This is a genomic window from Bacillus sp. JJ783 (genome assembly GCF_036963225.1).
Taxonomy (GTDB): Bacteria; Bacillota; Bacilli; order Bacillales; family Bacillaceae_G; genus Bacillus_A; species Bacillus_A cereus_U.
On record NZ_JBALMG010000084.1, the window covers coordinates 9,925 to 28,013 of the forward strand.

The window sequence follows — 18,089 nt, forward strand, 5'->3', positions numbered from 1 at the left end:
CCACCATCAGCTTTGTTTGTAGCTGTTGTTTTTACTGATGGCTTAACGAACTTAACTGTTTGACCTTTATCATTGATATCAGCATGTGTAGTAACAACTTTTCCGTCTTTCAGTAACTCTTCGAATACTACTACTTCTTTTTCTTCTAAACCAGTTGCATCAAATGTGAAGTCTAATGTAATAGAACCATTTGCTTCTTTTGGTGTAAACTTAGTTTCAGCTGTTACCTCTTTTCCATTTACAACTAATGGTTTATTAGTTTCTTTATCCATTAATTTACCTTTTAAAGTGTACTCTTTACCTAGTTGTAGGTCTTTGTATTCCACTTTATCTTGGATTGTTACAGACTTAGAAGTGTGCATTTCTTTTGTACCATCTGTTTTATCAGTAGCTGTTGTTTTTATTGAAGGAATCTTTTCATCTTTGACAATATGTTTAATAATTTGACCATTCTCTTTGATCTCAAAAGAGAACGTTTCTTCATTCAATACATAACCTTTTGGTGCAACAGTTTCTTTATATGTGTATTTTCCAAATGGTAACTTTTCAAATTTAGCGATACCTTTATCGTCTGTTTTTCCTTTTACTACTTCTTTCCCTGCTTCATTATAAATAGTGAATTCTGCATTTGGAAGCTTGTTGTTTCCATCAGCTACATCTACCTTTGTAATTTCTAAATCACCTTTGATAAGATGATTAACTGCTAATAACTCAATAATTTTCCCATGTTCCTTTATTTCGAACACAATTGGTTCTTTAACAAGAACATAACCATTTGGGGAAGTCTTTTCTACAAATGAATACTTACCATATGCTAAATCTTTGACGTTAACCTCGCCATTCTTATCTGTCTTATATTCCCCAATTACTTTTCCACTTTCATCTTTTAACTCGAATACTGCACCTTCTAATTTTTTACTGATATCTTCATTATCTACTTTTAGTAATTTTACACTACCTTTCACTTCGGTATTTTCCACTGTAAAAGTAAGTGTTTTATTGTGCTCTTTAATTTCAAAAGGATACTTTGTTTTATTTCCAATATATCCATTAGGTGTTTTTGTCTCTAAGAAATAATATTTACCATACGTAAGACCATCAACATTTGCAATTCCATTTTCTTTTGTTACTACTTTTTTTACTTCTTTCCCATCTTCAGTAAAGACTGTGAATTCAACATTAGGTAAAACCTTTCCTGAATCACTAAGTTTTTTAATTTCGATGTTACCTTTTACTTTGTTGTTTACTACTTGAACAGCTCCTATTTCCCCTGTCTTAACTTCAATAGTTTGTGGTTTATCACCTGAAACATAACCTGTTGGTGCTTTAATTTCTTTTACTGTGTAGGTACCAATTGGTAGGTTATTTAATGCTGCAGTACCATCAGCACCAGTCGTGATTTTTCCAACTGATTCATTATTTGCATTAAAGACTTCAAATACTGCACCAGCTAAAACTTCACCATTTTCTCCAACCTTTTTAATTTTTAAAGAACCAGCAGCTTCCCAATTTACTGCAAGGTCACTACTAAGCTTTTCCTCATTTCTTTCTAGTAGTACTGTAGCATTCTGAACAGTATCAGTACCGCGATAAGCAATTGCTTGAACTTTAGTTAAATTTGCAGCAACACTTAGATTAAATTCACCTGTTTTTGTATCTTTAGGAATTTGGATACGGAATTTTTCCCCAACTGAAAGCTGATCTTTCACTTCTCCATTTTCACTAACAATTTTAACTCCATTAGGTGCATTTTTCGCTACTACCTTATAAGAACCACTCTTAGCATTTGTTTGTACTGTGTATAGGTTTGTTTCAAAGAACTCACCCTTTAATTCAGCCTTTTGCTTTTCAGCAGGAATCACATTCATAAAAATATCTTGAGTATCTTCACTTGTATTTGCAGCATTAATAATTGACTTAGCCGCTTTTTCAACATTTTTATTCTCATGCTTTAATTCATTTACATCAAGTTGACCTAATGCATTCCAAACCGCAAGCTGAGTTGCATAATGTGCCTCATTCTTATTAGCTACTCCCAGTTGTTCTATACTTTTTTGTGGGAAACCATTTAATAGGACCCTATATACTACATTATCTGTTTTCCCCATTTCAGGAAGATCTTCTCCATTTGGTGATTTTAAACCTAGAGTTAAACAATAAGCGATTTGACCGCTTGAATTTTTAATAATTTCAGTTCGAATGTGCTTACCTAGACTGTTACTATAACTCCAATCCATTGAATATTTCTCATGCGTCATAACCTCTGCACTAGCCCTTGGTAAAAACACATTCAGGAATAATGCCAGTACTGATAATAATGTAAAAACTCTTAAAATAACTCTTTTTCCCAATCTTGAAACCTCCCTAAAATAAATTAACCTGAGTATTTATCGAAATATTTAAATTATTCACGATCAACCCAATTACCATTATAAAACAAAAAATTACAAATATTAAACACTTTTGTCAAAATCGTCAAAAAAATTACACATTTTGATATTTCTCAAGCTTTTTAGCACATTAACTATATACAAATTCCTAAAAAAGGACTTAATTAACAAAACTAATATGTATGTTAAGTATGTAAATACCCAGTTCTTTTTGCTCAAGTTATTAACCTTTTATCCAATGCATAGGTTCCTATCTAAATAGATTTTTTTGAATACGTTATGCAGTTTTCTAGGGACTATTTTTTGGTCCTTTCGTTTTTTTACCATCTTCAAGTCCTGCAAAATCATAAGCTTTGCTATGTATCTTTAACAATCACCCAAATACGTATGGACAATTATCCAAAAATATACAGATAAATATAATATCGAGAACAATAGGATTAAGATAAGGAGTGACTGTCTTTGTATCGTCAAACATTTGAAGAATGTGTATGGGATTGCATTATGAAAGGTGGACATAGGTTTGAATGTGAAGATATGTGTCGTATGAATCCATCTAGTGCTAATTTTCACGGGTACACCCCTCACTCAATACCAACAACATCTGCACCTATATCATCTTATGGTACACCTTGGGCTTACGGGTACAACTCCTACTCACAGCCAACAATTTATTCTTCCATTTTCCCAACAGATCCAGAGTGCTACGCCCAGTGCATAAGGAATGGTCATAGTACCTTGTTCTTTCAAAATGCTTGCAGAGAGAATCCATGGTAAAAATATTTTAATTCAATAAATAAGTAAAAAAACTATCTTATCAAAGATGTTTTTTTATTTTCACACACAAGATTGTTACGAATTTAGGGCCTATTTTTTACAAATAAAAAAGATGCCTCATTTCTGAGCCATCTTGAATAAATAATTCGCTATATTCTTAACTGTTTCCGCAGAATGTTCGTTTACAACAATAACTTTAATTCCCCAAAATTCCTTCATTCCGACTTTCCTCTCAACCTTTTTAATACTCTTTTATTGAAAAGAAATTGAACGAAACAAATATCGTTCCTTGTCACTTCAGCAATAGATGATGCAGTTAACAAAAGCAAGGGTATCCTCTATTTCCAAGTATTTTTGAAAACCTAAGGAAAATACGGCCTCTATTATTATATGAATTTAATCTCTTTTTTCTCCACTCTTTACTTTTATTACGTTACGTTCTTAACAATTCGCAAATACATAGTATCCTTTTTCCCAGCGTTCTTTTAACCACCGCAATTTAAATTCCATGTTTGGTTCATAGGTAACAGCTACTTCCATCAGTTTATATTCCTCTAGAATTTCCAAACATCTATTTGGGATCGGAAGCGTGCGTATAAACTTAATATCCTCATCCTCCAAAAAACCCCATACAATTCCCTTAAAATTAATTGGGAGTAGTTCCAATATCGTATCTCTACTTAATCCCGATGATTCTAAAAAATCTTGAAGATACGATAAGGATAAATATGTCCATGAAGTACTTTGATACTCCTCTCCCAAATTTAAATTCTTATCGCTATTAGTACCACTACATTCAGTATGTCTTATCGCTTCTATTCCCCATTTCATCTTTTTCCCTCACAATCATTATTACCAGAATCGACTAATAAGTATTTTTACAAATTTATACCAGTTACCTTTAAACATCATAATGGACTTCTCTATTCCTTCTTTTCACATAATGAATATATAGGTAGCATGAACAAATCATATTTATTATCATCGTAGAAAAACTATAAAACACATTGATTCCTAAAACATCACAGAATAATAAAGCAACCATGCTTAAAAGCTAACGTAATTAGTTTCTTTGCTTTCATATTCATATATTCCTTTGATTGTATGATTATTTGCGTCTTTCAGCTGTTATTGTATTGCCTTTACTGTCAGTCATTTTTAGAGAACCTGCTCGTAAGAATTCAAGTTTATACTCTACAAATGCATTTGTATTCTTTGCATCTATCTTCTTACCGTCTTTTACAAACTCAGTAGGTAACAATGTGACTTGTTTCTTGTCTGCATCGAAAAGCCATGTTCCTGTCATGTGATTGTCTTCATAAGAAGATTTACCTGTATCATCATAAGCAGTAAATGAATTATCTTCACGGAAGTCTAACCCTTTATGGAATTCAGAACCTTTGTAACTACCCCACTCACCTAGTAACTCCTTACCGTCTTTTGATACTTGTACACTGTCATCATCAGAATTAGAAGTTGAAGGCTTATCGAACTGTACTCCTGTTTTCTTACCAATAGCGTTTGCTTGGTCTAATTGAGCGTCTTGAAGTGGTGCATAGCCTTTTTGCCAATACTCATTACCTTCTTTAATTAAGTCCATTGACTTTTGAGACTTATTTCGGTCTTCATCTGTAACTTTTCCTTTGCCTTTTATAATTTCAACTTGTAATGCATAGGCTTTACTGTAACAATCTACAGCTTTTAAGATTTCTTTATGTGAGTCTTCAAACTCTTTTGGCGGTTCTATTTTCTTAAACTTAGCAATACTTTTCTGTACCTCAGACTCTTCTTTCACTATCTCTTTTACTAAAGACTTTTCATCTTTGTCTTTATCCATTGCTAACTCAGTTATAACCGTAATTTTCTGTACTAACTCAGAAGATAAATTCGTCATACGTGTTGGGTACTTCTCTTTTGACAACTTCTCCTTCGTCTCTTCTTTAGACTCTACTTTCTCTTTCGGCTTTGCTTCTGTTTTATCAGTTCCACAACCTACTAACAACATGAACGGTACTGCTAATGTTACTAGTTTCTTCGCTCTCATACATCATACCCCTTATTCTGAATGAGTTTTAATTATTAGTTTGTTTTACTTGCAATACTCTTTGTCGCTTCTTCGAATAACTTTGCACCTTGATGTGACTTTGTAATTGATTCTTTCAGTTTACTTTCACTCTCTTCACCTACTGCATCTGAAAGGAGTTGGAATGCATCATAGTATAAGTCCATTGATTCTTTTATCTTGTCATGCTCTGCTTTCAGTTCAGTTGGTGGTTCAAGATACTTTATTTTTCTTACATATGCTTGTGACCCACCTGTTACAAGTTGTATTTCACTCTTCTTTAAGCTTACTGATTTAATGTCTGATTTTGCTGAGTCTTCAATCAATCGTAGTGTTTCGTCTATTTTATTTGCATTGTCTAAAATATCTTGCTTGTATTTGTCAACTTCTGAACCAGTTACCTTACTAGAAGAGTTGGAAGAACTAGTAGAGTTAGAAGTACTTGACTTACTTGTCTCCTTATCTTCACCTTTCGCTACAGATAAGCTATCCTCTTTCTTGCTATCAGTTGACTTACTCTCTTTTTCAGAAGTCTTACTCTCTTTTTCTATCTTTTGCGTTTCTTCTTTCTTTGGTTCAGCTTTCTTACCATCAGTTTCAATTGTAATACAACCACTCAATAACATAACTGGTAACGCTAAACTTACTAATTTCTTTGCTTTCATGATTCCTAATACCCCTTTATTTGTAAAATTTAGTGCAAACAAGTTAATATACTTAACTAAGAAATTTTCCCCGAATAATTTCTTAGAAACTACTATCCATAGATTACCTGTATATTCATAATCTTTCTATATATATCATTTTACAAAGAATTACAAATATGGTCAAAGGTATTTATGTAGTCTTTAAAGGTAAATTTATTAGATGAAAAGAAAAGTTTTATTTTTAAACCTTTTCTAATACGATCAATTGTTCATTTTCTAACGAACAAATTACAAACGAAGGTTGAGTCGTGAACGTCGATTCATCGTTATTACAACAAAACAAAGGTGAAGAGGCGGATCAATAATGAAGAAAATTAACCTACTTATTGCCGGGGTGCTAACTTTAGGGTTAGTCGCTTGCGGTACAGAAGAAACAGAAGTCAAAACAAAAAAAGAAACGAAGAAAGCAGAAGAACAACAATGCCAAGAACGAGAAAGATACAATAAAATAATAGTTGAATGGGAGTCCAATACATATTATTAAAATTAAAGTGGTTCAAGTCGGAGGAAGGCACCTTAGGGTGTCTTTTCTTTATTTTCAAAAGGACCTGCTCAATTAATACGTAAAAACATAAGGTAAAGTGAATCCATTAAAATACATGAGTGACCTTAATTTTCCCCTCCTACTCAAAGGAGAGATTAAAATGGGCTTTGGTGGTAGTTGCAGTAGTTGTGGTGGCGGCTTTGCTTTATTAGTTGTATTATTTATTCTATTAATCATAGTTGGAGCTTCTTGCTTCTGCTAAAAAAACTATCGGAAAAGACACTCATATATGAGTGTCTTTTCTTTATGGGGTACTGACCCACATACCCATCAAGCTAAGATTTTAAAATATCTCCAAAACGAAAAATTTATACCTCTACAGTTATTTATGAGAATTCAGCTCATTTTTTCGTTTTTCAGATGAGTGTATTTCTTAGCTTGATAGCGATGTGACGCTACCCCATATATGACGTACTATAATCATTCTTGCTATCAATGGAATTTAAAGAAGATGACTCCTGTTGGCATACAGAAATCATCTTCTTGAGGTTGCCTAACTTTTTTAGAGTGTCCTTTACAAAGGGTATAGATCCAGAGCACCTCCTTCCTATTTAAGGGGATAGCATATACCTTCTTCCCTCAAAATCACCAAATCCCATTTACAAATCTATAAAAGTAGATATAATATCCTTATGGAACCTTTATTAATTTATAAAGCATTGTCAAATGAAACACGATGTCAAATTTTATCATGGTTGAAAAATCCAGAAAACCATTTCGATGAAAAACCTTATCTAGAACAAGGCCTTAACTTTCAAGTTGGAGTCTGTGTAGGAGATATCCAGCTTAAAACTGGCCTAGCTCAATCGGTTATTTCTAGTTATTTATTAACTATGAAAAAGGCAGGACTACTAGAATCTGACCGAATTGGAAAATGGACATACTATCGCCGAAATGAAAAAACAATACGAGAGTTTTCTGAATACGTCCAAAACGAATTATAAAATGAAAGCTAATAATCAATCTGCATATCAATTGATTATTAGCTTTCACACATTCTGCTTTTTTACAGGTATCCAATTACTTTTTTATACAATTGTACTGCCTATAAAAGCAAGAAACATAGAAAGGAGAAAATTTTTTAACATATCATATCTAGTTATTTAGATATCTGTTATTGTATTTCAAACTACATAATCCTGATAATATTGGCATCCAATCATGCTTGTAATAATGCTTCTTTGTTAATGAATTAACTTTCAAAATACTGATATGAATGGAGAGTTTTATAAATGAAAAAAGTAAATCCTTTACTTATTCTGACACTCGCAATAGGTGTGTTCGGAATTATTACTACCGAGATGGGTATTGTCGGCGTATTACCACAAATCACTCGAAAATTCGGAATTTCAACTACACAAGCTGGATTTTTAGTAAGTATATTTGCACTAGTTGTTGCTATTTCTGGTCCGTTTTTAATTCTGCTCGTCTCTAGTATTAATCGCAAAATAATTTTATTAACAGCAATTTTCATATTTGTTATTTCAAATGTAATCTACGCTTATACAACACAATTTGAAATCATGCTTATTTTTCGTATTTTACCGGCAGCGCTTCATCCACTCTTCTTTTCAATCGCTCTTGTAACAGCTGCTAAACTTGTCCCTCCAGAAAAGAGCGGTCAAGCAGTTACAAAAGTTTTTATGGGAATTACTGTTGGCTTTGCTTTAGGTGTACCACTAACCTCTTACCTTGCAGACCAATTTTCACTCGAAATTGCTTTCTTATTCGGAGCGTTCGTTAACACTCTTGCATTCATTGGAATACTAATCCTACTTCCTTCTATGCCTGTTAAAGAAAAAATGTCTTTCGGCAAACAAATTCGTATACTTGGCAAACCTGGATTATGGTTAAATATTTTAACCGTCACATTCCTTTTTGCAGCCATGTTTTCCGTATACAGCTACTTCGCCGAGTACCTTGCAAAAGTAACTTCCATGAATGGATCTCTCATCAGTATCATGCTATTCATATTTGGTATAGTTATGATTTTAGGTAATCATTTATTTGGTGGTCTCCTGCAAAAAAGCATAATAAATACCGTAATATCATTCCCTATTCTATATTCTGTTGTTTACATATTGGTTTATTATTTAGGTTCCTACCTTGTTCCAATGATTTTTATCGTATTCATTTGGGGAATCGTACATGCTGGTGGATTAATTGTTGGCCAAACATGGTTAATAAGCGAAGCAAAAGAAGCACCTGAATTTGGTAATAGTCTATTCGTTTCGTTCTCAAATCTCGGAATTACTCTAGGAACAACTATTGGAGGCTGGTTCATTTCAAACCTAGGTATTCACCAGCTTATTTGGAGCGGATTTATATTCACACTACTCTCATTTCTATTAATTATAATAAAACTAAAATTTTTCAATTCTAATAGCCAGGCTTCATTATCAAGCTAGTACATTTTCAGTTTCAAATTTGATAAAAAAACATTATAAATTCTTCTCATAAGATTTTATAAAGTGACAAGTATAATGCTCAAAGCCTTTAGCCATAATTACGACTAAAGGCTTTTTTGTATATAAAAATAAATCTAAAAGGAGCTAGTTTTATGGAACATAATCAAAATGGAGTACTTGCTTTAATTGTTTTGTTTTTAGGATTAGTGTTTTTTGTTAGTGGAATGGTTTATCATTTATGGGGTTCTTATTAATGATATGATTGTAATTATCGATATGGCATATTTCCAAAAACAACTTAACATGGTAAAATAATATTCGGACGGGAGTCCAATATTATTAAAATTAAGATGGTTCAAGTCGGAGGAAGGCACCTTAGGGTGTCTTTTCTTTATTTTCAAAAGGACCTGCTCAATTATTGCGTAAAAAACATAAAGTAATTTGAATCCGTTAAAATACATGAGTGTACCCTTGTTTTCCCCTCTTATTAAAGGAGGAGCTATTATGGGATTTGGTGGTAGTTGTAGTAGTTGTGGCGGCGGCTTTGCTTTATTAGTTGTATTGTTTATTTTATTGATCATTGTTGGAGCTTCTTGCTTCTGCTAAAAAACTATTGGAAAAGACACTCTTATATGGGTGTCTTTTCTTTGTAATAAAAAGCTCTCCATAAAGGAAAGTTTTTAGGTTTATACATTCAAGTCATCCAAATTAGCTATTTACGCAGCACTTTATTTCTTCGCATCTTTCATGCTGTAATATCCTAAATTAATAATAATCAAGAAATACCCACCCATAATTCCAGCAGCAAATGTCCACATGAAATCATGGTGTTCAATTTCATACATAATAATCGCACCGAGTATCGCGGCTGCAAATCGATTCATCATTCCAAGCATCGGTGCTTTTTTATATTTGTAATTTTGAATAACCAAACATAATCATCAAACAAATTCCATATAGACCCATTATTGGTTAAAATGTTATAATTTAATTATCCTACATAGTTACTCATGTTCAGGATGAGTAACTAACGTCTTATTAAGCAATGCGCATAACTTAAATAAAAAAGACACTTTACAGTGTCTTTTTTATTTACATTTATTTTTCATGTTAAAAATCGGGGGATTTAATGATGGGTAATGGAATTTTCGAAAACATTGATACAGCTATAAAAAAAGTTTGGTTAGAAGACTTAAAAATTGATTATGCTAACAACTTCCTTCTAAAGGAAGATTCATTGAAAAATGCTTTTTACTTTCATTTAAGAAACAGACTAGGAGAAGACTTCCTAAAAAATAATAATTTACGAATATTTACAGAATACTATATTAATGGCGAAAGAATTGACTTAGCTATTGTTGAAATTGATTCAATAGCAGTTGAAGACTATCATTTAAAAGATTGTGTAATTAGAGTATTAGCAGCAGTAGAAATGAAATATAAGGGTGCTTCTGTAAGTGACGATGTATTCTAAGAAGATGTTAACAAAATACTCTCTTTTATTAACAGTTGGGGAAATGACACTAAACATTATTTAGCTTTCATTCAAGAAAAATATTTTAAAACAGAAGATGTTGGAAATTGGTTAGAAGATGAACAAGCAAGCAACGCGAAAGGAAAAGTAAGCGAGTTATATGCTTATTGGGACCAAGATAGTGATGAAACTGTTTGGAGTGTTATAGATCATTAAATATCTCTTTATAAAAAACGGCAAACGAGTATCCAGTCGGAGAAATTCTTATCAAGTTTCCTTTTTATCCCAAAAACAATATAATAAGATGTAACATTTAGTACATGTAAAGAAAAATATAAGGTTTATTCAATCATTATGGCACCCATAAAAGTACTTCTATTTTGGAGGAACAAACTATGAACAAAAAGTTAGTAACATCATTATTATGTAGCACATTCTTATTTGGATTATCAGCTTGCAGTTCACATGATACATCTAGCAGGAACACGAAAAACGAACAGGAGACTTCTAAAGAAACAAAAAATGATGAACTTAGCAACAAGGATCCTCAAAAAGAACTTCCCACCCACGGAGATTCTTCTGATGTATACATATCAATAGACTCTGTCGCTTCATTAGATGTGATAGGTAATGGAGAAGTTAAAGCACAAGGTGTATTTAAAGTATTAGACGTAGTAGTTTATAATCGTCAAGAGGAACCCATTACACTAAATAGCAACAACTTTAAATTAATTGACGGTACCGGAAGAGAATATCACATTTCTAATGAATCTCAATTAGTACTTAAAGCTGCCAATACCGCTACATTTAAGTTTGGTGTTCTTAATCCTAGTGAAAATTCGGAAGGGAACATTGTATTCGATGTTCCGAAAAAAACGCAAGGATTAACTTTGAAAATTAATGGAGATATGTTGAATAAAGGGATCGAGTTAAAGGTGGAATAGTCAAAGAAAATACAAACCGCCTATCACAACTTATACTAACATAACAAAAAGTACAGCCTCTGTATTAACTACAGTAAACTGTACTTTTTCATTTATGATTTTGTATAACGCACTATAACAGGATTCCTTAATTCTTTTGAGAAGATGCTCTCCAATCACGAAAAGATGTTGGAAACCCAGAATGTCCACGCTGCTTTGTAACAGCTGGTTTTTCTTCAGGAGTAGTTGATTTTTCTTCAAGAATAGTCAAAGCTGTTTGCATTTTCTCCAACTGCTCTCTTAATGCTTGCTGTTCAATCTTTAAATCCGTAAGTAAACGTAATATCATCTCAGAATTAGCCATAACGATCTCCTTTCCCCCAATGCACAGAATAAAATACCATATGTAATAAGCGTAATACTCGTGACAAAAATAAGGTCGTCAACTCTCTTAAAATACCGAGTACTTTTATTTTTCAAAAGGACCTGCTCAAGTTTATCCGTAAAAACATAAAGTGAAATAAATCCATTAATATATGGACTTTATGGAAGGAGGAGTTAATATGGGCTATGGTGGTAGTTGTGGTGGAGGCTGTGGTTTTGGCGGTGGATTCGCCTTACTTGTTGTGCTCTTTATTTTATTAATCATCGTTGGAGCTAGCTGTTGGGGCGGCGGAATCGGCTGCTAATAAGAGGCACTCTTGAGAGTGTCTTTTTTTATTTCTCAATATAGGGCTAACATATATGTGTTACTATCAAAAGGCGAGATTCCCTAAGCGTAATATAGTAGTTTACCAACTATGAAAGCCACTGTCACAAGAAAACAGTTGGCTTTTATTTTTTTATTTAGAAAGATTAGAACAGGGATTATTCTTTGCACTAATCAACATTTTAAAATTGACATAGCACTTCATGCACCATATACTGTTAACAACAGTATACTGTCATTAACAGTATATATTCCAATTCATTCTAGGAGGTATATTCATGAAACATACAGGAAGACACACAGGTGCATTTCTTTTGTTATTTTTAGCAGAAGGTGATAACTATGGCGGGCAGCTACTTCAGAAATGTGAAGAAGAACTTCCGGTCAATCCAATCGATAGTGCCATCCTTTACCGCACGCTGAAGAAATTAGAAAACGAAGGTGCTATTGAATCTTATGTAAGTACATCAGTTCCAGATAAGCCGAGAAAGATGTACAAAATTACTACAGCCGGAAAAGAACAATTAGCAGATTTTCAAATGGATATTGAGGAAAAAATGAAAAACTTATCATTTTTCTTAGACAAATATAAAGACTTAAAGGAATCTTATCATGATTAATGGCGCTATCCTTTACACTTTGGCCATTGTTCTTACGGGGATTTCTTTTATGAAGGATCGGAATAAAACGAAAGCTGCCCTATTAAAATCATGGAAAATATTTCGAAACCTCCTCCCTGCCATGCTCTCCATTATGCTTTTCGTCGGACTATCACTTTCTATCTTAACACCGTCCTTCATCTCTTCTATCATTGGAGAACAGTCCGGATTTTTAGGTATTATTTATTCAGCAATACTCGGATCTGTGGCACTCATTCCAAGCTTTGTCGTGTTCCCTCTTGGTAATACGTTAATACAGCACGGTGCAGGGCTTCCTCAAGTTGCGGCACTCATGTCTACATTAATGTCAGTAGGAATGACAACCTTGCCAATGGAACAAAAGATATTCGGACGAAGCTTTGCTTACGCTCGTAATGCATCTGCATTACTCATGTCACTCCTATTCTCATATATCATTTGGGTGGTGATGGTATGAAGGAACTAAAAAGATATCGCTTCTTTTTCATATTACTGTTTGGGCTCCTCTTATTAACTTTTATAAACCAATCTTTAGGATGGAGCGCATTACAATTAACGGGGAATAGTATTTTAGATATGCTGTTTCTACTCCCCCCTGTCCTAGTATTTGTAGGGTTACTTGATCAGTGGGTGAAGAAAGAAACGCTAATGAAATACATGGGAGAAAAGTCCGGCATATATGGCATCTTATTTTCTCTATTATTAGGCGGAATTGCAGCTGGTCCCCTCTATGTTGCCTTTCCGATTGCAGCACTACTATTAAAAAAAGGCGCAAGCATTAGGTACATCGTATTTTTCTTAGGCGTTTGGACAACTGCGAAATTACCAATTATGGTGTATGAATTTTCTTCATTCGGAGCTACCTTTACGCTCATTCACATTTGCTTCGGTCTGTTGTTCTTCTACGTAATGGGCATTATTTTCGAAAAGTTTTATGATCAGCGGCAATTATTGCAGTATGATATTACGAAAGAAATGTAAAAAGACATCTCGTAAAGATGTCTTTTTTATATGAACCTTAATTCTCGTTCTGTAAAACCCCCGCTGCTTCTACTCCCTTTTTCTCTTCTTTTAAGAATAGCGATACGATAAAAGCAATAACGATAAAGATTAACCCTAGTGTAAATGCACCTTGGAATCCAGATGTTAAACCGTTTAACTTCTCTACTGGGTCCATTGGATTTGCGGAGCTTTCCATATACTTAGTTGTTCCTGAAGACATTTTCGAAATAAAGATAGCCGTACCAATTGCGCCAGCTACTTGCTGTAACGTATTAAACAGTGCTGTTCCGTGCGGATATAGATCTGGTGTTAATTGATTTAAACCGTATGTTTGTGCTGTCATTACAAACATGAGTCCAACCATTAATACGCTGTGCATGACAATAATTTGTACCATTGATGTATCAGGAGTAATGCCTTTAAATAAGAACATTGCAATCCCTACTAACACAATGCCGGGAACGATAACAACTTTCGGGCTAAATTTATCAAATAGTTTACCTGCGATTGGTCCCATTATAGCGCTAATAATACTTCCTGGAAGCATTATTAGTCCTGATTTAAAGGCTGTAACGAGTAAAACTGTTTGCAGGAACATCGGTAATAAAGTCATCGTTGAAAATAACGACATCATAACAATGACGATTAATCCAACTGATATTGTAAACATCGGAACTTTAAATGCACGTAGTTCTAAAATTGGATTATCGATTTTTAATTGTCGCACGATAAAAATACATAGTGATATAAGCCCAACAATTAAAGCACCATACACTTTCGCATCCGACCATCCTAAGTCACCTGATGCACTAAAGCTATACACAATCCCGCCAAAACCTAATGTTGATAAAAGAATAGATGGATAATCTACTTTTGGCCTTGTTAACTCTGAAACATTTTGAATGTACTTCATTCCAATTACAATGGAAATAATTACGATTGGAACGACAAAGTAGAATAACCAGCGCCAATTCAATGAATCAACGATTACTCCAGATAATGTAGGGCCAATTGCCGGAGCTGACATCATAACGAGTGCGATTAACCCCATCGTGGCACCACGTTTTTCAGGCGGACAAATAATTAAAATCGTATTCATTAATAACGGTGAAATTAACCCAGTCGCTACTGCTTGGACGATACGCCCGACTAATAAAACGGAAAATGTCGGTGCAAATCCCGCAATTAATGTACCAACTAAAAACGTTACCATCGCAATCAAGAACATTTGTCTCGTTGTGATCCATTGCTGAAGTAATGCTGTAATCGGTACCAGCACACCCACTACTAACATGTATGCTGTAGAAAGCCATTGGATTGTTGAAGCTGTTACGTCAAATTCTTTCATTAATACCGTTAACGCATTACCAAGTAATGTTTCGTTTAATAATGCAACCATTGCCCCTAAAAGTAATGCAATTAAAATGGGCGTATGTTTCATATTAGAAGTATCAACTTTGCCACTTGCAGGGCTCTTAGTTGTTATATTCATGTATTGATTCTCCTCCTGTTTTTTTACTCCAAAAGCTTTATATAAACCGGAACACATGTAATATAATATACATATGTAGATTAAAAAGGGAGAATCAATTTTCAGCCTTTGTATATTTAATCTACAAAAAAGGAGAATTGTAGATGAACGATAATGAAAAACAACTTGATTTACGTATTAGACGTACACATAAATTACTATGGGATTCCTTATTTGAATTAATGACACAATCCAAACAGAAATATAGTACCATCACCATTAACCAAATATGCGATCTCGCGATGGTACACCGAACAACCTTTTATAAACATTTCGAAGATAAAGATGCTCTATTAGCATTTGGATTTAAACGCTATGGCGAAATGATTGCTGAAATACCGCTGTTAGATCGATTAAGTAAACCATTTCAAGTGATGGAACAATTCCTGCATCATGAAGAAATCTGTAAAATATTTGAGGCGCAAATGTCTGATGAACAATTCAATAGCCGCATGTATTATTTAAGCCACGAAACAAGAAAACAAGAAACAGAAGCGCTAAATCGCCTTTGTAAAAATCATACGATGCCAAATGATTTAATAACGGAATTTTATTCAGGAGTAATCACCTCATTAAGTGCGTGGTGGTTTCAAAACGAAAGAAAAGTTCCTGCAGCAGAAATGGATAACCACTTTCATCAACTCATTAATCGGGATATTTTTCAGTTTGGAAAGGAATAACTGCAACATCAAAAAAACGCCCATATGAAATAGGCGTTTTTTTTATATACATACTATTACATACCCAGCTTCTTCAAATCCGAACTTTCAATAACCGAATGAGAATATCCATCTTTCCCAACTCGCACCATCCCTCTTCCAAGCTGCTCAGAAAATCGCTTCAAAAGAGGATTAAAGGCTTCATCACATCGTACATCAATTGGTATGATTTCGTTTTTGATTTCACACCATTTGATGGAGAAAAATGCGTCGATAAATTTTTGTTCCAAATATTCAGAATTAATATTAAAATAAACAATGGAGCTACGGGTATTACAAATTATACATAACGAGGGAATAGAAATGAAAATTCAATTAAAAGCTGATTTAATGCTACTACTAGTTACATTCTTTTGGGGTGCATCCATCCTACTTACAAAGGTTGGACTTGATGACATAGAAGAATACAATTTAATCGCATTACGATTTATTATTGCCTTTCTTTTATCAGGTTTAATATTTTACAAACATTTATTCAAAATTGATTTTAAAACTGTAAAATATTCTTTTATACTAGCTTCCGTTTTATTTATCGTCTATATTTTTGCGACATTCGGTACAAAGTATACAAGTGTATCTAATGCAGGTTTCTTACTATGTCTCACAGTCATTTTCATTCCAATATTATCAGCTATATTTTTAAAACACATTCCTGAAAAGAAAGTTATATTAGGAATCGGCTTACTAACATTAACTAGTGAATTCAAGATCGGTAACGGCGATATCTTTTGCATACTGTCTGCCTTATTTTATGCGATTCACGTCATCATTACTGGAAGCGTAACGAAACATGTGAATTCAATTGCACTTGGGGTAGTACAACTTGGTTTTGTCGGCCTATTTAGTCTTATTTTTTCATTAGTGATGGAAACCCCAAAACTTCCTGGCACTATCGACTCATGGCTAATAATCTTAGCCTTAAGCATATTTTGCACCGCAGTCGCATTCATTGTGCAAGTTATCGCCCAGCAATACACAACGCCCACACATACAGGACTTATCTTTTCATTAGAACCCGTCTTTTCAGCAGGCTTTGCCTTCTTCTTCACAGGCGAAACGCTCACAGGTAAAGGGTACTTAGGGGCGACGCTTATACTGTTAAGTGTGTTGATTGCTGAGGTGGATTTTAAGGGGTTGTTGCGGGTGAGTTATAAAAAGAATATAGAATAGGTAACTACATACATCTGCGGTTCATTAGAAAAAACAAATACCCGACTATTATTCCATATAATAGTCGGGCATTTAGATTTTCAACCTATTGTTTTACATAGACTAGATGAACTGCATGTAACAGTTCCCCTTCATTATGCAGAAACTAGCACTTTCTCTTTACGCAAAATCCCCATTAGCCCACCAATAAATAGGAGAATGGCTGGTAAAATATAAAAGAAAGAAATACAAATTAATCCACCAACTGCAGCGATTGTCATCATCGCACCGCCAAGCTTAGCTCTATTCTTCACTACAACAGATCCACAAATTCCTAATATAGAGAGAAGAACACTTCCCCATCCTAAACCGATAAGTGTATTGGCTCCATCCGCATCTAAAGCAGAACCAAGCCCACCAATAAATAACGCAAGCAATGCGCATAAAATCCCGAAAATCCCACCGATAAGTCCTAATACAAATTCTGTTGTGCGTTTCATTATATATATCCTCCCTTTATCTCATTCCCATTTTCGCTTTACTCGTAGCAAACTTTCATCCATCTTTTTCAGCAAATATAACGTTAAAAATTGCTCCAAGTTCACCACTATAATAGATAATTTTCGAGTATTTCCCCATAAGCTCTTTATATTCTTTTTCTTGGCCTGCGTCACCGTCTAAAATACCTTTAACAAATTTGTACATTGATAAATTGCTATAATAAAAGGGCTAGTGAAAAACTAGCCCTTTTTATAGATTAAAATATCTGCTTAACTGCTTGTCCAGCCAAATATTTATACCATTCTCCTCCCAGAAAATTCCCATCAGTAATTATTATATATTTATTTTGAGGATCATTTTTATAATAAAATTCAATTTTATAAGAATGATCTGGTGATTGTTCTTTTAAATCTTTAGCATCTCGAAGAAAAGGTGCTACCATATCCTCTATAGCTTTTTTTCCCAGATCATTAGGATATTTCATTCTAAATAGATTTTCTACTTTAATTGTTTTTGTATCTTTATCATACCTAACTTCAGAAGTTCCATCTAATT

22 protein-coding genes and 2 pseudogenes are annotated in these 18,089 nt (G+C 33.7%); 14 read left to right on the top strand and 10 right to left on the bottom strand.

Going from position 1 to position 18,089, the window contains the following annotated elements; all coding sequences use genetic code 11:
- The 4 genes from V7038_RS17730 to V7038_RS17745 all read right to left on the bottom strand — a co-directional run.
- On the bottom strand, positions 1-2,351 hold a 2,351-nt coding region (locus V7038_RS17730; protein ID WP_335471166.1), incomplete at its 3' end, for a SpaA isopeptide-forming pilin-related protein.
- 1,257 nt (positions 2,352-3,608) lie between these two features.
- A complete protein-coding gene (locus V7038_RS17735; protein ID WP_002202933.1) occupies positions 3,609-3,998 on the bottom strand; it encodes a hypothetical protein in 390 nt (129 codons plus the stop codon).
- Between the two features lie 277 nt (positions 3,999-4,275).
- Complete coding sequence (locus V7038_RS17740) at positions 4,276-5,211, bottom strand: DUF3994 domain-containing protein (RefSeq protein WP_002191429.1); 936 nt, start codon at positions 5,209-5,211, stop codon at positions 4,276-4,278.
- Positions 5,212-5,246: 35 nt separating this feature from the next.
- Positions 5,247-5,894: a hypothetical protein gene (locus tag V7038_RS17745; RefSeq protein ID WP_002201544.1), complete on the bottom strand. Its 648-nt coding sequence runs from the start codon at positions 5,892-5,894 to the stop codon at positions 5,247-5,249.
- Between the two features lie 346 nt (positions 5,895-6,240).
- Here V7038_RS17745 and V7038_RS17750 point away from each other — a divergent pair, with 346 nt between their 5' ends.
- From V7038_RS17750 to V7038_RS17775, 6 genes and pseudogenes are all read left to right on the top strand, one after another.
- A complete protein-coding gene (locus V7038_RS17750) occupies positions 6,241-6,420 on the top strand; it encodes a hypothetical protein (RefSeq protein ID WP_002201545.1) in 180 nt (59 codons plus the stop codon).
- A gap of 160 nt (positions 6,421-6,580) precedes the next feature.
- Complete coding sequence (locus tag V7038_RS17755; RefSeq protein ID WP_000505688.1) at positions 6,581-6,682, top strand: YjcZ family sporulation protein; 102 nt, start codon at positions 6,581-6,583, stop codon at positions 6,680-6,682.
- Between the two features lie 201 nt (positions 6,683-6,883).
- Positions 6,884-6,977 (top strand): annotated as a pseudogene (locus V7038_RS17760) (IS3 family transposase); the annotation flags it as partial.
- A gap of 135 nt (positions 6,978-7,112) precedes the next feature.
- Entirely contained in the window at positions 7,113-7,424 is a 312-nt protein-coding gene (locus tag V7038_RS17765) for an ArsR/SmtB family transcription factor (RefSeq protein ID WP_002159054.1), read from the top strand.
- 288 nt (positions 7,425-7,712) lie between these two features.
- Positions 7,713-8,888, top strand: a complete 1,176-nt coding sequence (locus V7038_RS17770; protein WP_070169893.1) for an MFS transporter — start codon at positions 7,713-7,715, stop codon at positions 8,886-8,888.
- 504 nt (positions 8,889-9,392) lie between these two features.
- Entirely contained in the window at positions 9,393-9,494 is a 102-nt protein-coding gene (locus V7038_RS17775) for a YjcZ family sporulation protein (protein WP_000505688.1), read from the top strand.
- A 122-nt stretch (positions 9,495-9,616) separates the two neighbouring features.
- On the opposite strand, the pseudogene V7038_RS17780 reads toward V7038_RS17775, so the two are convergent.
- Positions 9,617-9,802, bottom strand: a pseudogene (locus tag V7038_RS17780) (ATP synthase I); the annotation flags it as partial.
- A 218-nt stretch (positions 9,803-10,020) separates the two neighbouring features.
- Here V7038_RS17780 and V7038_RS17785 point away from each other — a divergent pair.
- Both V7038_RS17785 and V7038_RS17790 read left to right on the top strand, forming a co-directional pair.
- Positions 10,021-10,362: a hypothetical protein gene (locus tag V7038_RS17785; RefSeq protein ID WP_335471169.1), complete on the top strand. Its 342-nt coding sequence runs from the start codon at positions 10,021-10,023 to the stop codon at positions 10,360-10,362.
- 395 nt (positions 10,363-10,757) lie between these two features.
- Positions 10,758-11,306, top strand: a complete 549-nt coding sequence (locus V7038_RS17790) for a DUF4352 domain-containing protein (RefSeq protein WP_335471171.1) — start codon at positions 10,758-10,760, stop codon at positions 11,304-11,306.
- 127 nt (positions 11,307-11,433) lie between these two features.
- On the opposite strand, the gene V7038_RS17795 is transcribed toward V7038_RS17790, so the two are convergent.
- Positions 11,434-11,649: a hypothetical protein gene (locus tag V7038_RS17795; RefSeq protein ID WP_002159059.1), complete on the bottom strand. Its 216-nt coding sequence runs from the start codon at positions 11,647-11,649 to the stop codon at positions 11,434-11,436.
- Between the two features lie 199 nt (positions 11,650-11,848).
- Between V7038_RS17795 and V7038_RS17800 the strand changes: the two genes are divergently transcribed.
- From V7038_RS17800 to V7038_RS17815, 4 genes are all read left to right on the top strand, one after another.
- Complete coding sequence (locus tag V7038_RS17800) at positions 11,849-11,974, top strand: YjcZ family sporulation protein (RefSeq protein WP_000540378.1); 126 nt, start codon at positions 11,849-11,851, stop codon at positions 11,972-11,974.
- A 298-nt stretch (positions 11,975-12,272) separates the two neighbouring features.
- Positions 12,273-12,614, top strand: coding sequence for a PadR family transcriptional regulator (locus V7038_RS17805; RefSeq protein ID WP_002202937.1), 342 nt, complete (start codon positions 12,273-12,275; stop codon positions 12,612-12,614).
- Positions 12,607-13,089, top strand: a complete 483-nt coding sequence (locus V7038_RS17810; protein WP_070146237.1) for a hypothetical protein — start codon at positions 12,607-12,609, stop codon at positions 13,087-13,089. The genes V7038_RS17805 and V7038_RS17810 overlap by 8 nt, the downstream gene beginning before the upstream one ends.
- Positions 13,086-13,613 carry a permease gene (locus tag V7038_RS17815; protein WP_002201551.1) on the top strand — a complete coding sequence of 176 codons (528 nt, stop codon included), beginning with the start codon at positions 13,086-13,088 and terminating at the stop codon, positions 13,611-13,613. Before V7038_RS17810 ends, V7038_RS17815 begins: the two co-directional genes overlap by 4 nt.
- Before the next feature lie 37 nt (positions 13,614-13,650).
- Here V7038_RS17815 and V7038_RS17820 read toward each other — a convergent pair whose 3' ends face one another.
- A complete protein-coding gene (locus tag V7038_RS17820; protein ID WP_335471174.1) occupies positions 13,651-15,126 on the bottom strand; it encodes an MDR family MFS transporter in 1,476 nt (491 codons plus the stop codon).
- A gap of 143 nt (positions 15,127-15,269) precedes the next feature.
- On the opposite strand from V7038_RS17820, the gene V7038_RS17825 reads away from it, so the two are divergent.
- Both V7038_RS17825 and V7038_RS17830 read left to right on the top strand, forming a co-directional pair.
- Positions 15,270-15,845 (top strand): TetR/AcrR family transcriptional regulator, encoded by a 576-nt coding sequence (locus tag V7038_RS17825; RefSeq protein WP_002202941.1) that lies wholly within the window; start codon positions 15,270-15,272, stop codon positions 15,843-15,845.
- A gap of 342 nt (positions 15,846-16,187) precedes the next feature.
- Positions 16,188-17,054, top strand: coding sequence for a DMT family transporter (locus V7038_RS17830; RefSeq protein WP_335471177.1), 867 nt, complete (start codon positions 16,188-16,190; stop codon positions 17,052-17,054).
- Positions 17,055-17,188: 134 nt separating this feature from the next.
- Here the strand turns inward: V7038_RS17830 and V7038_RS17835 are convergent, their stop codons facing one another.
- From V7038_RS17835 to V7038_RS17845, 3 genes are all read right to left on the bottom strand, one after another.
- The gene (locus V7038_RS17835) at positions 17,189-17,533 is read right to left on the bottom strand and encodes a DUF4064 domain-containing protein (RefSeq protein ID WP_283746989.1); all 345 of its coding nucleotides are present in this window, start codon (positions 17,531-17,533) and stop codon (positions 17,189-17,191) included.
- A 55-nt stretch (positions 17,534-17,588) separates the two neighbouring features.
- Entirely contained in the window at positions 17,589-17,738 is a 150-nt protein-coding gene (locus V7038_RS17840) for a hypothetical protein (RefSeq protein ID WP_283746988.1), read from the bottom strand.
- A gap of 52 nt (positions 17,739-17,790) precedes the next feature.
- On the bottom strand, positions 17,791-18,089 hold a 299-nt coding region (locus V7038_RS17845; protein ID WP_335471181.1), incomplete at its 5' end, for a hypothetical protein.

What these genes read in the sequence shown, in the direction of transcription:
- V7038_RS17735 (WP_002202933.1), bottom strand. Translation starts at nt 3,998, where the DNA reads ATGAAATGGGGAATAGAAGCGATAAGACATACTGAATGTAGTGGTACT.
- V7038_RS17740 (WP_002191429.1), bottom strand. Translation starts at nt 5,211, where the DNA reads ATGAGAGCGAAGAAACTAGTAACATTAGCAGTACCGTTCATGTTGTTA.
- V7038_RS17745 (WP_002201544.1), bottom strand. Translation starts at nt 5,894, where the DNA reads ATGAAAGCAAAGAAATTAGTAAGTTTAGCGTTACCAGTTATGTTATTG.
- V7038_RS17750 (WP_002201545.1), top strand. Translation starts at nt 6,241, where the DNA reads ATGAAGAAAATTAACCTACTTATTGCCGGGGTGCTAACTTTAGGGTTA.
- V7038_RS17755 (WP_000505688.1), top strand. Translation starts at nt 6,581, where the DNA reads ATGGGCTTTGGTGGTAGTTGCAGTAGTTGTGGTGGCGGCTTTGCTTTA.
- V7038_RS17765 (WP_002159054.1), top strand. Translation starts at nt 7,113, where the DNA reads ATGGAACCTTTATTAATTTATAAAGCATTGTCAAATGAAACACGATGT.
- V7038_RS17770 (WP_070169893.1), top strand. Translation starts at nt 7,713, where the DNA reads ATGAAAAAAGTAAATCCTTTACTTATTCTGACACTCGCAATAGGTGTG.
- V7038_RS17775 (WP_000505688.1), top strand. Translation starts at nt 9,393, where the DNA reads ATGGGATTTGGTGGTAGTTGTAGTAGTTGTGGCGGCGGCTTTGCTTTA.
- V7038_RS17785 (WP_335471169.1), top strand. Translation starts at nt 10,021, where the DNA reads ATGGGTAATGGAATTTTCGAAAACATTGATACAGCTATAAAAAAAGTT.
- V7038_RS17790 (WP_335471171.1), top strand. Translation starts at nt 10,758, where the DNA reads ATGAACAAAAAGTTAGTAACATCATTATTATGTAGCACATTCTTATTT.
- V7038_RS17795 (WP_002159059.1), bottom strand. Translation starts at nt 11,649, where the DNA reads ATGGCTAATTCTGAGATGATATTACGTTTACTTACGGATTTAAAGATT.
- V7038_RS17800 (WP_000540378.1), top strand. Translation starts at nt 11,849, where the DNA reads ATGGGCTATGGTGGTAGTTGTGGTGGAGGCTGTGGTTTTGGCGGTGGA.
- V7038_RS17805 (WP_002202937.1), top strand. Translation starts at nt 12,273, where the DNA reads ATGAAACATACAGGAAGACACACAGGTGCATTTCTTTTGTTATTTTTA.
- V7038_RS17810 (WP_070146237.1), top strand. Translation starts at nt 12,607, where the DNA reads ATGATTAATGGCGCTATCCTTTACACTTTGGCCATTGTTCTTACGGGG.
- V7038_RS17815 (WP_002201551.1), top strand. Translation starts at nt 13,086, where the DNA reads ATGAAGGAACTAAAAAGATATCGCTTCTTTTTCATATTACTGTTTGGG.
- V7038_RS17820 (WP_335471174.1), bottom strand. Translation starts at nt 15,126, where the DNA reads ATGAATATAACAACTAAGAGCCCTGCAAGTGGCAAAGTTGATACTTCT.
- V7038_RS17825 (WP_002202941.1), top strand. Translation starts at nt 15,270, where the DNA reads ATGAACGATAATGAAAAACAACTTGATTTACGTATTAGACGTACACAT.
- V7038_RS17830 (WP_335471177.1), top strand. Translation starts at nt 16,188, where the DNA reads ATGAAAATTCAATTAAAAGCTGATTTAATGCTACTACTAGTTACATTC.
- V7038_RS17835 (WP_283746989.1), bottom strand. Translation starts at nt 17,533, where the DNA reads ATGAAACGCACAACAGAATTTGTATTAGGACTTATCGGTGGGATTTTC.
- V7038_RS17840 (WP_283746988.1), bottom strand. Translation starts at nt 17,738, where the DNA reads ATGTACAAATTTGTTAAAGGTATTTTAGACGGTGACGCAGGCCAAGAA.